Source organism: Colwellia sp. MB3u-45, assembly GCF_014077005.1.
Lineage (GTDB): Bacteria > Pseudomonadota > Gammaproteobacteria > Enterobacterales > Alteromonadaceae > Cognaticolwellia.
Window position 1 is genome coordinate 58,015 of record NZ_JACGVC010000049.1, and the last position, 15,529, is coordinate 73,543.

Here is a 15,529-nt window from a genome sequence, read left to right on the forward strand (position 1 = left end):
ACTTGGTTATGGTTGTTAACAACCAATAAAAAAATTAAATAAGTTAATGGTGATTCAGCTGTAAGAGAAGTAACGCAATATCAGTTAAAAGCAACACCACTTAAAACAATAAACGAACTTTGACGTAGAAATAGTAAATTATCACAAAGTTTCAGGACTTTGATTATCTATTAATAACTACTGCTATTAATAGATAACAATGTGAGGAAAGAATGAAGTAGTAAAGCTTTAAGATTGTTCACTATCGTTAATTGAATAATAACCTTAAGCAGACTCTAAATTTGGTATGAAAAAATTTAATACTACAACAATGAAAAAAGGACGAACTCATGAAAACAGTAATTAAAGCAATAGTTATAGCAAGTGTATTGGCTTCACCGGTATTTGCCTTTGATAATCATAAAGCTGAAATGAAAGCTGAAATGAAAGATGAAGGTAAGATGATGGGCAGCATGATGGGAATGATGAGTCATGAGCAAATGATGAAAATGCATCAAAATATGCAAGAGATGCAATCATTGATGGAAAAGATTAAAAAAGAAACGGATCCAAATAAACATCTAGAATTGATGGAGCAACATATGGAAATGATGAAACAGCACATGGAGATGATGCCAAAAGACATGCATATGATGAACGGCAAAGGTGACATGATGGGAGACAAAGGCGGCATGGCACAAATGAACAAGAGTAAAGAAATGAGCATGGAAAAACGTATGGGCATGATGGAAAACCACATGAACATGATGCAAATGATGATGGAGCAAATGATGAATCATAATGCAGAGGAAGATAAATCACATGAATACGATGATAATGATGATGGAAAATAGTGCAGAGGAGACAGGAGCTAGGTAAACATAAACGTTAGTATACCTTCCTTTATTCATAGGAACTTGATGATTTAGTGGTAGAAATATCATTCTATAGCTTTATTTTTCAAGTTCCTAGCTGTCTCAAACACCTGAAGTTAGCCGCTTCAAGTGCTAAGAAATATAACCAATGCAAAATAATTTATAATCAGAGTATAACCATTAAAATTTACTTGAGCCTACCAAGTGAACACATACAAAACGTATTCAAATGTATGCTTCATTGCTTAGAGCATTATGAGAATGAACATGACGGGTATTGGATTACCTATATAGATATGAAAATCTATTGGCAACAGTGATTCAAGGTTTTGTCGATAAGTCTAGTGCTGGTTTGTTAAGAATTTAGTGCTTAGAATCTTTAGAAAGACAATATATTACGACAAATAACCACTGTGGCGACCGCTTTGTAGTGGCAAAATTAATTATGCCACTACAGCGAAAATCACTGCTAGCTTCAACTTAGTAAGCTTTATTTGAAAATCACATATATGACATACATCACTTATATCTAGTTTATAATTTATAAAAGATAATCTAAGTTATCTTCAGTGGTGATAACAGTTTTTTTACCTGCCTTAAATAAAAACCCATTAGCTTCAGTTGCTGAGCCTTTTGTATCAGATAAGCCCGATACTAACTTAATGGTATTTTGCTTAATATCTAACGCGGTTCCTTCGACAATCGCAACAATGGGTGTAGTCGTGTTTAGCACCATAAATTCGGCTAAACGTTGTGCACGAGTTTCGCCATTATGACCCGGAGGGTTATAGTCGGTATAATGTGGATTCAGCTGAAAATCAACAAGTTGCAGAGCATTGAAACTTTCAGGTTCAATAATAGGCATATCATTTGTCGTGCGAATAGAAAGTCCCGCAATATTTGAACCTGCACTCCAGCCTATGTAAGGCGTGCCTTGTGCTACTTTGCTTTGAATGGCTTTAATTAACTTGTTTTGATATAACTGATGCAATAAATTAAAAGTATTGCCACCACCAACCGCTATTGCTGGCGCGGCATTAATTGCGCTGACGGGGTCAGCATACTGATGAATACCGGTTACTTTAATGCCTAGCTCAGTTAATGCATTTTGCACCATTGCCGTGTAGTCATCGTAATTGACTGTCACACCGGCATAAGGAATAAATAATAATTCATTAACACCCATAAGCTTTGCCTTTATTAAGGCCAATGCATGTTGTAAGTAGGTTGTATCACCAACACGAGAGCTACTTAGTAGTAGTAAGTTTGCATTTTCAATAGTCAATTTTTTAGCCTTTTCAATTCATTAAGTGGTATCATGTCACTTGATTTATAAGGAGAATTTTAACCATTATTGGTTTTTATACTCAATATAACTCAGCCAGAACAACGACCTCAAACGTTAGTTTGAAGTCGTTTAATTGTGTTTAGTATTAGCTAACTCTGTTAAACATGCCATGGCAATAAAACCAGAGCGTGTTTTGTAATTTGAAGATTTAGCCACCCGATCATCAATTTGTTTTATTAATAGTTCAGGTAAGGTTACATTGATTTTATGGCTTTTCCCCATGTAGGGGACAATGTCAAAATCAAGCATGGCCCAAATAGGTGAGGCGGCAGTAGATAACAACATATGCTCTTCAATAGTTTTTGCCTGTGGCACTTTTTCACCGTATTCAACCAATATGTTTAAGTGTGAAATCATGGCGACATTTAATAATAAAAAGCCCTCGTCAATGGTTGCTGCTTTTACCTGACAACCCGGTAAATCCACAACTGAAAGCAGGTAATTTTTATCATCGTTATTGCGTAAAACCAAGACTGGATATTTCATAGCTTTGTCCTTTATCTTATCTTTACCAAGCATAACCCCAACACCTCCATCTGTAAATGCATAGATAACCCTCAGGGTTACCATTAACAAGCGAGTAGCAACCCTGGTAACTCCTTGCGATCGAAAAAAGACAACTCCAATAACTCTATATTTTAACGGTGTGATTATTCACTTACCTTAATATTGTCTATCAACTGAGATGATTCTTTTATCATGGGTTTTTTCATTATGTTTTTAATAAAATCTGATATTTAAAAAAAAGGTTATTTATAGGGTTATTGGGTGCAAGAATGTAGTGAAATAATTTCAGCAATAATGATTGATTTTACTGCTGAGTTGGTAGTACCGGCCTTTTATGACATTTTATATTTACTGTTACTAGTGAGTTTTGGCTTGAATTAGCACAGGGTAATATCATTATAAGATGTAAAAACTGACTAATAAAACTGACTAATAAAACTGACTAATAAAGTTGACGATTAAAAGAGCTATAAATGAGTTGGTTGATGGCTTTTGAACCAGAAAATTATCAGAAAAAATTTAGCTTTAATCGTGGTAGGTAGTGATAAATTTAGTTTTATATTAAAAATAATCATATGATTCGATAAAAAATTTTCATTTTGTCAGGTGATTATGCCAATTACTGACCCAATGAACTCGTTTGCTAGGTGAGATCTTGACCCTGTTTTAATTATGCTGAGTGAGCAACTACCCATATTTTTTAGTCATAGTTTTTAAAACTAAAAATGTTCCGAAGCGCGTCTTAAGTGTTTTTTAAAACCTAGCTCAAGTAATACATCTCGTGTGTCATGCACCATGGCGGGATTACCACATAAATAGAAAAACTCGCTAATTTTTAATGCTTAAAGTTGAGCAATTAAAGCTTAAAATTTATGTTTTTCGACATCATTAAGGTTTATTTCGTAGGCGTTCCTGCCAATACCGAAAAACTCTTCGTCAGTAAAGATAATAACCTCTTCATTAAGAAAGGTTATCGCTTCTTTTTGCGTCACAATACCTAAATCAATGCGATACCTATCTCCAGAGAAAAAATCATCACCTTGCCAATTCTCAAACAGCCAAATGCGTTGTGAGTCTAGCAGTACCAGTTTTTTCTTGCTCGGGCTTAAAGCAGCTGACGTTATCCAACAGAGTTTTTCGGCAATAGTGCAGGTTTTAAAATTACTTATTTTTTCTGCATCATGATTAGCCGCATAAGCGCCAATTTTATATAAGCTAGTTATACCGTTAAAAGGTACGGTACGGTTTTTGGTAAATAAATAAAGGTACTTTTTATAAAAAACAAAAGCTTCAACATCAAATACCATTTCATCGGCTTTAGGTGGAAAACTGGTATGTTCAGGATAATTAAATTTAATAATTTCTGCCTGCGTCGTTTCACCTTTTATATCGATGGGGTTTTCAATTTTATATATCGTTAACCACTTACGCAGATTATCATTATTTCCAAAGTCGCCTAAAAAGAAATGACCAAAATCGTCTTGAGTCATGTCCTCCCAGTCAATATTTTTAGCGTTAGTAATAGTGATTTCTCTATCAATACCACCTGTTTTATTTAGCTGGTATAACTTTGCCTGGTCGCCACCATCATTAATTGCCCACAGTTTATTGTGTTTATCAAACTCAATACCTGATATTTCGTTTAGTTGAGCGTCAATGGTGGCATATTTGTTCTTATATAACTGATAGCTCGTGGTAGCTATGATTATGATAACGGCAATAGCACTTCCGGTAAAAAATCCGGCCAGTGTTTTTTTCATAAATGTAAAACCAATAAAATTTAGCAAGTTAATTAAGCCGAAGCATAGCAGGGAATAAAAAAAATTACTCGTCCATTTGTAGGCAAGGCTTTGAATTGGCAACTCAATATAGTGATGATGTCGATTAATGAAGTGTCATTTTTTATTAATCTAAGGTAAAAAACGGCTAAATTTCATAATAAGTAATATGCTTAAAGTATATCTAAGTTGATATTGTCTTGGAGTATAGATGAAAAAACCACCAATATTCTGCGCTATAGGCATAACATTTATCTTATTAACTGGCTGCCAGTCAGGTAATACATTACAAAACTATTATCTTGGCGATATCCAAGCTAGTGAATTTTTAGATGATAAATTTATCGGCTATAAAGATATTTTAATAGAAACTGATACTGAAATATTTGCCTTAAGTACCGAGATGAAAACCATGGCAAAAAGTATTAGTTTAGAGCGTGATGCCCGCAAAAAAGCGACCAAACTACTTCAGCATTTCTTTAGTCCTGAAGACATCAATTTAGCTTATGAGTCTGGTGCCAATGTTATTGCTGCCCAAGCATTTAAAAACCAAGCGGCTAATTGTTTATCATTAACTATTATGGCTTATGCAATAGCGCAAGAGGCGAAGCTAAGCGTTGCATTTCAACGTGTTGACGTGCCTGAATACTGGGTGCGTAATGGTCGTGTCAATATGCTTACCGGTCATATTAATCTCACTGTTTTGGACGAAAAATCTCCTGATAAAAGGGTGCTTTTTCAGCGCACAAGTATTGAAATTGATTTCGACCCTTTTGTAAATAAACAGCCCTTTGAAAAACATAAAATAAATAAAAACACCGTGCTGGCAATGTTTTACAATAATAAAGCCGCTACTGCCATGGTTAATGGTGATTATGTTACGGCTTATGCTTATTTAAAAAAAGCCACCAAAGTCGATCCTCTTTTTTCTTCAGCGTGGGGTAACTTAGGTATTTTATATCGTTTTAATGGTTATCAGCAAAGTGCGATTGACACTTACCGATACGCGATAAGTTTAAACCATAATAATTTAACCACGATGGCTAATTTGAGTATGTTATTACATGCCAACGGGTTGTATGAAGAAGCGAAACATCTAGACAGCTATATTATGCGCAAGCGAGCAAATAATCCTTATTATTATGCGTTACTCGGTAATGAAAAATTTTATCAAGGCGCTTATAAAGAGGCAATGAATCACTATAAAAAGGCGATAAAACTTAATAGCAACATTCATGAATTTTATTTTGGTTTAGCAAAAGTTTACTATATGTTGGATGAGGTAGGAAAGGCGAAAAGCTACATCAAAAAAGCCATGGCAAAAAATCATCTCGCTCAACTCGATAAGCAATACTTAGTGAAGTTAACTATTTTAAATCAAAAAGAGTAAATCTTGATATTAAAATAATAACCTGTGCTTTACTTTACATATAACTTTGGCTTTATTGTTATCAAGGTATTTTTAGTTTGTGATTTACTAGGCTTATTTAGATTAGTTGATATTGAAATTTAGTAGCCAGTTTACAGTATCTTGCTTACCACCTTTACGTTTGTTTTTTATCATGCAGGTATCTGAATAAGCACCCTTGTTTTTATTATCGCCTTTGCTGTTATCTTTCTGAAAATCAGCTTTGTGGCTCAAAATATATAAATAAGTCGACTGGGCTACTCTGGCTAGTAAAAAACACGTTATAATGCCCCTCAACAAAAAATTAATTTAATGAGGTTAGCTCATCAATGGAAAAGCGATTTATAACAGCACAAGAGTTGCTTGAAGATTCATTTCGTGTTGCTGCGAAAGTTTTTGAAGACGGTTTCAGACCACAATTTATTGTTGGAATTTGGCGTGGTGGTGCACCTATTGGCATTGCAGTACAAGAATATTTTGACTTTAAAAAAGTAGAAACTGACCATATAGCGGTTCGCACGTCTTCTTATTACGGTATAAACCAACAAAGCAAAGAAATTAAAGTGCACGGTTTACATTATATTATTGAAAATGCCAATGCCGATGACGGGCTGTTAATTGTTGATGATGTTTTCGATTCTGGTCGAAGTATTGAAGCGTTAATAGCTCAAATGAAAAAGTTAACCCGCAATAATATGCCAAAAGATATCAGAATCGCATGCCCTTGGTATAAACCCACAAATTCCAAAGTGGATTTAGTGCCTGATTATTATGTTCATGAATCAACAGAATGGTTAGTTTTTCCACATGAATTATCAGGTTTAACACCTGACGAAATAGCCCATGGTAAAAAAGATTTGGTCAATATTTTAGACTTATTCGAATAGCCGTTATTTTATCAGTTAAAGCAACTAACATACGGCCTTAACCTGTGTTGGTTGTTATATCAAGGAAATAGGCAGAGTGAAATTTTCAGTCGTCTAGCGTAAAGACCAAAAGCTTAAGCTACTCGCTTGTAAAAAAATTATTATTACCTTATCTTACACAGTCTAAAATTAAAGCGAACTTAATCTGGTTGTGTCGAATGAATCTAAAAGCATTAATACTTTTGGGCTGTTTTTTTTCCTCTGTGAGTTTGGCTAAAACGCCGCTCGTACTATTATCTATCGATGGTTTTGCTCAAGGTTACATAGCACAATACCAACCTAAAACGTTAATGTCACTCATGCAGCAGGGCACTAGTGCCAAAGCTTTGTTACCGGTTTATCCTAGTAAAACCTTTCCAAATCACTTAAGTATTATCACCGGTCGTTATCCCATAAATCATGGCATTGTGCATAATAGCTTTTATCATCGAGATATTGATAAAGACTATAAATTTGGTGATGGAAAAAACGATGCCCGCTGGTTAACTGCCAAGCCACTTTGGCATATCAATGAAATGCAGGGCAATAAATCGGCGGTTTATTTCTGGCCAGAATCTGAGACAGCCATAGATAATAAAACGGCTAGTTATTATTATCCTTATAAGCATTCCACCCCGAATAAAACAAGGCTTGAGCAAATACTGACATGGTTACGCTTACCTGAATCCGAACGACCAAATTTTATCGCGGGTTATTTTGCCAGTGTTGATGATGCGGGTCATAAATTTGGTGAAAACTCGCCACAACTTATTGATGCTATAAGCAAACTTGATGCTTTACTTGGAGATTTTGTCCAGCAAATTAATAAAGAATTTAGGGGCAAGGTTAATATAGTGATTGTTTCAGATCATGGCATGACTAAAGTTAATAAACACCATGTTATAAAATGGCAGGAAAATATTATCGAGGGTGTAAAAGCCATTAATGGCTCCACACAATTATATTTGTATAGCGATAACGAGATTAAATTACAGCAAAGTGTTCAGTTATTTAATCATGCCCAAGCCAATGCTCAAACCGAGAACAAACAAGCCCAATACCGTGTCTACCAATATATTGACTTTCCAGCCCATTGGCATTTAAATCGAAAAACAGCGGTAGTACCTAATGTTATTATTGAAGCCTTACCATCTTATGTTTTTAGTCAAGGTAAGGCGAATATCAAAGCAGAAACACATGGTTACGATCCAAAGTCATCTCAAGACCTTGAGGCTATTTTTATCGCAACGGGACCTGCATTTAGTAAAAACAAGCAAACTGCAGCGTTTGAGAACATACATGTATTACCTATTATTACTCGAGCATTAGGGCTAAAAGATGTCGATAATATTGACGGTAGCTATCAAGTAGCTGAGCAAATAGTTAAGTAAACGGTTAAATAGCCTTACCAGTGATGCAAGCACAGAACTTAGTTAAGCTAGTCAGTTTTACTTTGCTCAGCAAGCCCGGCTCAAGCTAAATAAAAAGGCACAAATGGCGATATTTAAATTTACCGTGGTAAAAGGGCATCAAGTGGCGTCAGGTCGTGCAAATGATCCTAGATTCCCTCGAGGCACTATCGGCGCACAGTTACCATTTTTTCAAGCACAGGGTTTGGACCTTAACGGCTATTATCTCGCCACAATAAATGCTCAATTTAACTGCCATGCCATTGTTCTGAATTTTTATGATCACTATTTTAAGCAAGTAAAATGGCATGAAAATATGCCAGCAGAAAACTTCAAGTTTTGTCGATGTCATATTTTAGCCAACTCTACCTCTTATCCTGCGCTAATTTATCAACCGCAACTTGATACTAAAATAGAGCACTTGCAGCCAATAAATCAACTTGAATTACTTGCGCCATTCATTGAACACCTTCATTACGGTGATGTAATTAGCTTAGACATTGCAAACGCTAAGGTTACTTTATTTGACGTTTAGCCATAGTCTATTTGCATGCACTTATTACATAGCCGATAAAAATTAAAACTTAGCTATTTTTTAAATAACTTTTCAATAAGATGGAAAATAAGCTATGTTTTATTAACCATCCGTCTTTAAAGAATCTGCCTATGCAAATAAGCTATATTGCTCGTCAAGCCATACTAGACAAAAATAATCAAACGCTTGGTTACGAACTTTTATTTAGAGATAGTCCAGAGAATAAATTCCCCGAAATAGATCAAGATATTGCCAGTTCTAAATTGATCATACAAAATCATTTTCAGAGTGACATTCAATCGGTTAGTTTAGGTAAGTTAGCCTTTATAAATTTTACTGAAAAGTGCCTGATCAATAACTATCCGCTGATGTTCAACAAAGACAGTATTGTCATTGAATTAGTGGGGCATAAGTCAGCCAATGATCGGCTGTTAACAATCGTCAAGTATTATCATGACCAAGGTTATAAAGTCGCTTTAACCGAATATGACCTAGATGAAAAGTGGGATGTGTTGTTTCCCTATCTTGCGATGATAAAAATCGATATAGAAAAAACTAACGCTAAACGTATACGTCCAGTTTTGGATAGAATCAAAGCTTTTGATATTAAGTTAATTGCTGAAAAGGTTGAAACCAATTATCAGTTACAATCGTTGGCGGAAATTGGCTTTAGTTATTACCAAGGATTTTTCTATCATGAGCCCGAAATTATTGCTGGGCAAACGTTAGTACCCATTAAATCGCAAATGCTGCATTTGATCAGTGAAACCTTTAATAAGCCCCTAAACTTTAACCGTATAGCGGAAATAATGGGTCACGATGTTAATTTAACGGTTGGGTTACTTAAATTAGTTAACAATGTAGCAACCGGCACACGGGTAGAAATAACCTCGTTAAAACAAGCTGCAGCTTACTTAGGTGAAGACAAGCTTAAAGAGTTTGTTACGATTCTTGCGTTATCAAAACTAACAACTAATAAATACAGTGAAGTTTCAAAACAATCTTTGATAACCGCTAAATTAATGGCGAAAATTGCCAATGAAAGTGTATTCATTGCCGTGAGCGACTTTGCCTTTATTACCGGTTTATTAAGTGCAATAGAGGTGATTTTGAGCATGCCAATGAATGAAGTTTTAAAAACCATGCCCTTAGCTAAACCGATTGAAGATGCGCTAGTAAATCACACTGGGTTACTAGGAAAACTGTTAGATTTAACCACAAACTACATTACCGGTAAGGGTGAAAATATTCAGCCATTAGCTGAGTTATATCGACTTGACCCAAACTTTATCCACAAAGAATTTGTTCATGCCAGTAACTGGTGTAAGTCTTTAGATTTATATTAGTGTCGGTACGGTATGATAAAAGAGCGCATTTATCATACGCTCTTTTTCTTTTACACTACTCTTTGGCTAGTTTATCTTGTGTACGTTCTAAAAAGTCGCTGGCATCATGTCGTTCATGTAACTGGCTTGATAGCTCTCCCCAGGTTTTATTGACCATAACACCACGTTTTACTGCAGGTCGCTGATTTATTTCTTCTGCCCAACGCATTAGATGTTTATAAGACGATAAATCTAGGAATTCTGCGGCATCATATAAACGATTTAAAGCAAGTGCACCATACCAAGGCCAAATAGCAATGTCGGCAATGGTATATTCATCTCCACATAAGTAATGATTGTTTTCAAGATGCTTGTCGAGTACATCGAGTTGACGTTTTACTTCCATAGAAAATCTATCAATACAATATTCTATTTTATCAGGGGCGTAAGCATAAAAATGGCCAAAGCCACCGCCAAGATAAGGCGCGCTACCCATTTGCCAAAATAGCCAAGACATACATTCAGCACGTTTGTTGTCACTGGGTAAAAAGGCATTAAACTTTTCAGCTAAGTGAAATAAAATAGAACCAGATTCAAATAAGCGAATTGATTGCTCATCACTATTATCTAACAAGGCAGGTATTTTTGAGTTTGGATTAATTTCTACAAAGCCACTACCGAATTGATCTCCTTTGCTAATGTCAATTAGAAAGGCATCGTATTGTGCTTCCTTACCTAAGGCCAGTAACTCCTCAAACATAACGGTGACTTTAACGCCATTGGGCGTTGCAAGGGAATATAACTGAAAAGGGTGCTTACCTTGTTCTAATACTTTATCGTGTGTTGATCCAGAAATAGGGCGGTTAATGCTTGCCCAATTACCACCATTGCTAGTATTCCATTGCCATACTTTGGGTGGGATATATGAATTTTCTTCACTCATGCCTGCTCCAATATTTATAAATTATACGTTTGATACGTTATGCTTAAAGTTAATAACATACTAGTTTTTTTATCAAAATTTTATATTGATTGTGACCAGTGAAATAATAACCAGGCGTAATATATTTTTGGGGTGAAAATTTGATTAATTAAAAGCTTTTCAATATATTCGCTATATAAACAAAACCCTAAAAAGCCTATATTAACGAGTAATATAATGTTCAATATTTTCTAATGGGTAAATTTAGCGTGCAGATAAAAATTATCAAAAATATTTTTTTATTAAGCCTTAGTTATATTTTTTTAGTTGGCTGCACAAATATTGTTGAACATAAAACATCTGTATTTAAAGGTGAAAACCTCATTACACCTTATTCTGGATTTTTAGCTGGTTGGCATGTTTCGATTGAAAATAAAGAAAATTACCATACTAGAATGTGGCAACATCCCATTCATGGTTTTAAAGATGCTTACGTTATCAGTGTTACTGCACCAAAAGATAAAAAAACAGCTTACTTTCGCCAAGTTATAGACCAACCTGGTTATGACACCTGTGTAGAGTTTACAACACTAACAATAGAATCTTTGCCTAATGAGCTATATCCAAGCGAGATATGGCAGACAAACTGTAAGAAAAAAAATGGCAGTGAAGCCAAAATATTGCATCTGATGTTACTTGGAAAAGACAGTTTTTATCATGTCCAAAAAATTTGGCAAGACAGCTTTATCAGTAGTGAAATCGAGCAATGGCAAAATCGTTTTAAACAAATTTATCTTTGTGACAGCAGGGCAACTGTCACTGTTTGCCCCGGTGTTTATTCTTTATAAGTTGTTTTGATATTTTAGATGAAGCAATTAATCAACTTTTCGGCGTTTGCCACTTTCAGCACGTTTTTTGTTTTCGGTTTGGACATAAACGGTATCTGTGGTTGCCATGCTAGCATGACCAAGATCTTCTGAAAGATCTTTTAGGGCACGGCCTCTTTCAATTTCCATACTCGCACCTGTGTGCCTCAACCAGTGGGTAGAAGCTTCTTTAAGTTTTAGGGCTCTGTTTTCACCTTCAACCTGTTTCATGTTTTGATAAGCCAAGTCAAAAACTTCTTGCACAATACGCCTTAAATGACGAGAACTCATGCCTCCTTGCCCCCGAATTTTTTCAACTAAAACGGTATTTTCACCATTAGCAGGGAGTTGAGAAAGTCCGCGAGATAATCGATACCGGCTTAGAAAACTCATAAAGTCGGGTGGTACTGTGGTATCACGAAGCTTACGGCCTTTGCCAAACACCTTAAACCACCAGTTTTCATCTTCATCTTGCCAAAAATGTCCCATAATAGGTGACCAAAATTCACGATCACTAAGCTCTGATACCCTTAGGAATAGGGTTTTTAATGCGGCAATAACGAATAAGTTTCGTTCATAAGACTGGTTTTCGTCTGCCATATCAGTGGCAGTATCTAGCAAATATTGCCACTGACTATTAGTTAAGCGTTTAACTTCTTTAACTTGTACGTCATTAATGAAATGTTTGCAGTCTTTTTTAGCAATTTGTGCAGGGTTGCCGTAGCAAAGTTCTTCAGCCATTAAATAGTTGTAGAAAACGATAATAGCGGTAAATGAAGAAGTTAATGTTTGTTGAGAAGGACGATATTTCTTCTTATCAACATCTTTAATAACTTGGCTTTTCGCTGCTTGAATCTTAAATGGTTGCCAATGCTCATTAATGACAAAATAGCCGTTAGCTAATTTGAAGCGTTCTTGGTTACTGGTACCAATCCAGGTTACGGGCGGTTTCCAACAAAAATCTGCATATTGTAAGATGTCAGTTTTTCTTAATCTGTCTATGGGGGTTTTGTTTATAAAGAAACTCCATAGCAGAAACTTTTCAATTTCATTGCGAAAACGATCGTAAGTATGGGCAGATTTATTTCGACCTGTGTAGGCTAAAAAATCTTTTCCCCAATGCCAATGTTCTAACCACCATACTTGAGGTCCAGATTCTATCTCAGACACAGCAATAGACTTAGAGTCTAATGCAGAGTCCAATGCAATATCAGGTGTTAATAAAGTTTTAACGCTTGGATAATCTTCAAAGGTAAATTCACATAACTCAGGGTAAGTTGGAAATAATGGCTCGGGACAAGTTTTCAATGCAGACATTAGCTGGCTCAAAATAATCGATAAATACTGTGTGAAGCCACTATAAATGAACTATCTCACTATGTCCAATATTATAGAGTATCGGACATAGTGGGGTGTATGGAGGGCAGTCCTATTGCCCTGTAATCACCTGTTAATCCAAACACATTATTGGATCCTTCCAGTCAATGCTTGCAAACATCTTCAGCTATGTTTAGTGGCCTGCTTTAACATTTTGTGTTTTAAGTAAAACGGATTTACAAATATAACGCTGGATACAATTTGAATTAACTTTTTTGTATTCCTAATAATAATTACCACTATTTCTGAGCGTGCGCTACGTGCATGAAATGTTTTATTGTGAGGCTTACCTCGTTACTTTTCACGTAGCGTCACGTTTAATTATGTAATTTGATTCAATTTAAAACTGTTTTTAATCTTTCAATGGTATGGCTCCATTTCGGTGTTATCTGTTTACAAACAGAGTTTTGATTACCAAATAAGCCTATTTCACTAAACGCTGTTTTGATTGATTTCGTGTTATGCCATTTTACCGCTACCCAGTATTCAGCATTGTTTCATCTAAAGCTTCAACTGATAAGTCATATATTGCGTCAAAAACCTCTGTATTCCCACTCGTCCAAGCAACAGAAAATGACACCTTTTCATGCTTCTCAGTTACGTTAATTTTCTCATTATTGTACTGAACTTTTCATTACCTTTAATTAGACGTATTTTTTCATCCATTTTTTATATTACAAAATACCGTAACTAACTATTGTTCAAACCTACTTTCTCGATGAAAAGCCAAGTAATCTTGGTGTTGTTCCTTCTTATCCATGATGAGACTAAAATCGTGAGTCATTTTCACAAGGAATGCCGTCTCTATCACCATCCATTTTTGTGTTTGGACAGTATACACGGCTTCTGCGTGAGATGTCATTTGGCTGCAATGCTGCCTGCCGTCACACGAAAATTGTGAGTTGGTATTAGAAAAAGCGCTTTCTAATAAGGAATTACTTGGAGTTTGCTGTGCGGGCTTATTTGAAGGCGCTAACCCTAATCGTTGAAATGCAAAAGCAGCAATCCCTATGACCACAAGTATTAAGACAAGCTTACTTTTAGGCGCTGAGGTATTTCTATGAATACGGGGTTTATGCCTTTGTATCGCTTTAGCTGCTACACCTTCAATACGACAGTTAATCGCTTTGGCTTTACCGTTATGTTTTTCTACTTCGAAGTAGATGAAATCACCTATTTTAGGCTTCCTGCTCATGTTTTTTAATGAAGAGATATGAATAAACGTATCTTGAGTAAGGTCACTCGATTGAATGAAGCCAAATCCTTTATCATCTTTCCAGCTTTTTAACTGTCCTTTGTGCATCACGGTTCCATTGCAGATGTTGCTTTAATCAGGTATTAATTTACTAATATAATATCTCATTATAACATACACTTAGGTAGTGTATGTTGAACAAACTATATTTGGAATCATGCTTTTAAACATAAGGCATGCCAGGAAACATCATCTCTGCTGAGTTTGTCACCTTAATGTTTATTAGATAATATCAGTGATAAACCATGCTGCTTTGCTTCAGCTATTGCTCTTTTTGCATTAAGTTAAAATGCTGTGCGACCGTCTTCAAAATTTCTATGGCACAACGTGATAACAAGGTAACCATTTTTATTTAATAGATTAATGATAGTTTTAAGGCTTTTGCTTTGTTCGTCTGGTGATAACTGCATCTAAATAGCACTTACAAGGATGATATCGAAAGTTTTCTCTATGATTGTTTTAAGATTTGGTAACGAGTCATCTAACCACTGAACTGAACGCCACACTAAATATGGCACTAAGTGCCCTTTCTAAGTTTCATTCACGACATAAGTATTTCGATGTTCAAAGCAGGATTACACAACAGGATGACTCATAGCGAAAAATTTACTTTCTGTACGTGATGTAATTTCACTACAGTATCACTCTTTTACAAGAGGTATATCGATGAAACTTTACTTAAATAACTCCTTTCACATGGCTTATAGCTCTTGACAATAGTATGGATATTATAAAAAAGTGTATTTTTAAACCTAAGCCGAAAGATATGATAAAAGAGTAGGTGCTCGCTGAACCACCGCACTTAACTAAAAAAGTCATGGCTAACCAAACAGCGTCATATTTTTTTGTTGTTCAGTGATAGTTCGCGTGAACCGGCGTTGCAACAAACTCAGTAGAGATGCGTGTTGAACTAACCTCCTTTCTTTCGGCTTAGGTTTAAAATCGAATTGCCTTGATTACATTTACTGATTTAAAACTATAAAATGCGTGTTGTGTGTTGATTCTATTTGTTTTTATGGCTAGTTGGCTACGGTACTTGT

At 35.4% G+C, this 15,529-nt stretch carries 12 protein-coding genes and 1 pseudogene; 7 read left to right on the top strand and 6 right to left on the bottom strand.

Features of this window, described 5'->3' with window-relative positions; all coding sequences use genetic code 11:
* Positions 1-329 precede the first annotated feature (329 nt).
* Positions 330-833 (top strand): hypothetical protein, encoded by a 504-nt coding sequence (locus tag H4J41_RS11305; protein WP_182135710.1) that lies wholly within the window; start codon positions 330-332, stop codon positions 831-833.
* 562 nt (positions 834-1,395) lie between these two features.
* On the opposite strand, the gene pepE is transcribed toward H4J41_RS11305, so the two are convergent.
* The 3 genes from pepE to H4J41_RS11320 all read right to left on the bottom strand — a co-directional run bounded on the left by pepE (position 1,396) and on the right by H4J41_RS11320 (position 4,469).
* The gene (pepE, locus tag H4J41_RS11310; RefSeq protein WP_404842471.1) at positions 1,396-2,133 is read right to left on the bottom strand and encodes a dipeptidase PepE; all 738 of its coding nucleotides are present in this window, start codon (positions 2,131-2,133) and stop codon (positions 1,396-1,398) included.
* A gap of 138 nt (positions 2,134-2,271) precedes the next feature.
* Positions 2,272-2,688, bottom strand: a complete 417-nt coding sequence (locus H4J41_RS11315) for a type II toxin-antitoxin system HicB family antitoxin (RefSeq protein WP_182134746.1) — start codon at positions 2,686-2,688, stop codon at positions 2,272-2,274.
* A gap of 884 nt (positions 2,689-3,572) precedes the next feature.
* Positions 3,573-4,469 (bottom strand): hypothetical protein, encoded by an 897-nt coding sequence (locus H4J41_RS11320; protein ID WP_182134747.1) that lies wholly within the window; start codon positions 4,467-4,469, stop codon positions 3,573-3,575.
* 229 nt (positions 4,470-4,698) lie between these two features.
* Between H4J41_RS11320 and H4J41_RS11325 the strand changes: the two genes are divergently transcribed.
* From H4J41_RS11325 to H4J41_RS11345, 5 genes are all read left to right on the top strand, one after another.
* Entirely contained in the window at positions 4,699-5,877 is a 1,179-nt protein-coding gene (locus H4J41_RS11325; RefSeq protein ID WP_182150454.1) for a tetratricopeptide repeat protein, read from the top strand.
* Between the two features lie 347 nt (positions 5,878-6,224).
* Positions 6,225-6,782, top strand: a complete 558-nt coding sequence (locus H4J41_RS11330) for a phosphoribosyltransferase (protein WP_182137977.1) — start codon at positions 6,225-6,227, stop codon at positions 6,780-6,782.
* A 197-nt stretch (positions 6,783-6,979) separates the two neighbouring features.
* Positions 6,980-8,191 (top strand): alkaline phosphatase family protein, encoded by a 1,212-nt coding sequence (locus H4J41_RS11335; RefSeq protein ID WP_182137976.1) that lies wholly within the window; start codon positions 6,980-6,982, stop codon positions 8,189-8,191.
* A 103-nt stretch (positions 8,192-8,294) separates the two neighbouring features.
* Positions 8,295-8,744, top strand: a complete 450-nt coding sequence (locus H4J41_RS11340) for a hypothetical protein (protein WP_182137975.1) — start codon at positions 8,295-8,297, stop codon at positions 8,742-8,744.
* 131 nt (positions 8,745-8,875) lie between these two features.
* Complete coding sequence (locus H4J41_RS11345) at positions 8,876-10,090, top strand: EAL and HDOD domain-containing protein (RefSeq protein WP_182137974.1); 1,215 nt, start codon at positions 8,876-8,878, stop codon at positions 10,088-10,090.
* 55 nt (positions 10,091-10,145) lie between these two features.
* Here the strand turns inward: H4J41_RS11345 and yghU are convergent, their stop codons facing one another.
* Positions 10,146-11,012, bottom strand: coding sequence for a glutathione-dependent disulfide-bond oxidoreductase (yghU, locus tag H4J41_RS11350; RefSeq protein ID WP_182137973.1), 867 nt, complete (start codon positions 11,010-11,012; stop codon positions 10,146-10,148).
* Positions 11,013-11,260: 248 nt separating this feature from the next.
* Here yghU and H4J41_RS11355 point away from each other — a divergent pair, with 248 nt between their 5' ends.
* Positions 11,261-11,839 (top strand): hypothetical protein, encoded by a 579-nt coding sequence (locus H4J41_RS11355; RefSeq protein WP_182137972.1) that lies wholly within the window; start codon positions 11,261-11,263, stop codon positions 11,837-11,839.
* A 27-nt stretch (positions 11,840-11,866) separates the two neighbouring features.
* Here the strand turns inward: H4J41_RS11355 and H4J41_RS11360 are convergent, their stop codons facing one another.
* Positions 11,867-13,174 carry a site-specific integrase gene (locus H4J41_RS11360; RefSeq protein ID WP_182137971.1) on the bottom strand — a complete coding sequence of 436 codons (1,308 nt, stop codon included), beginning with the start codon at positions 13,172-13,174 and terminating at the stop codon, positions 11,867-11,869.
* Between the two features lie 827 nt (positions 13,175-14,001).
* A pseudogene (locus tag H4J41_RS11365) lies at positions 14,002-14,537 on the bottom strand (cold shock domain-containing protein).
* Positions 14,538-15,529: the final 992 nt, after the last annotated feature.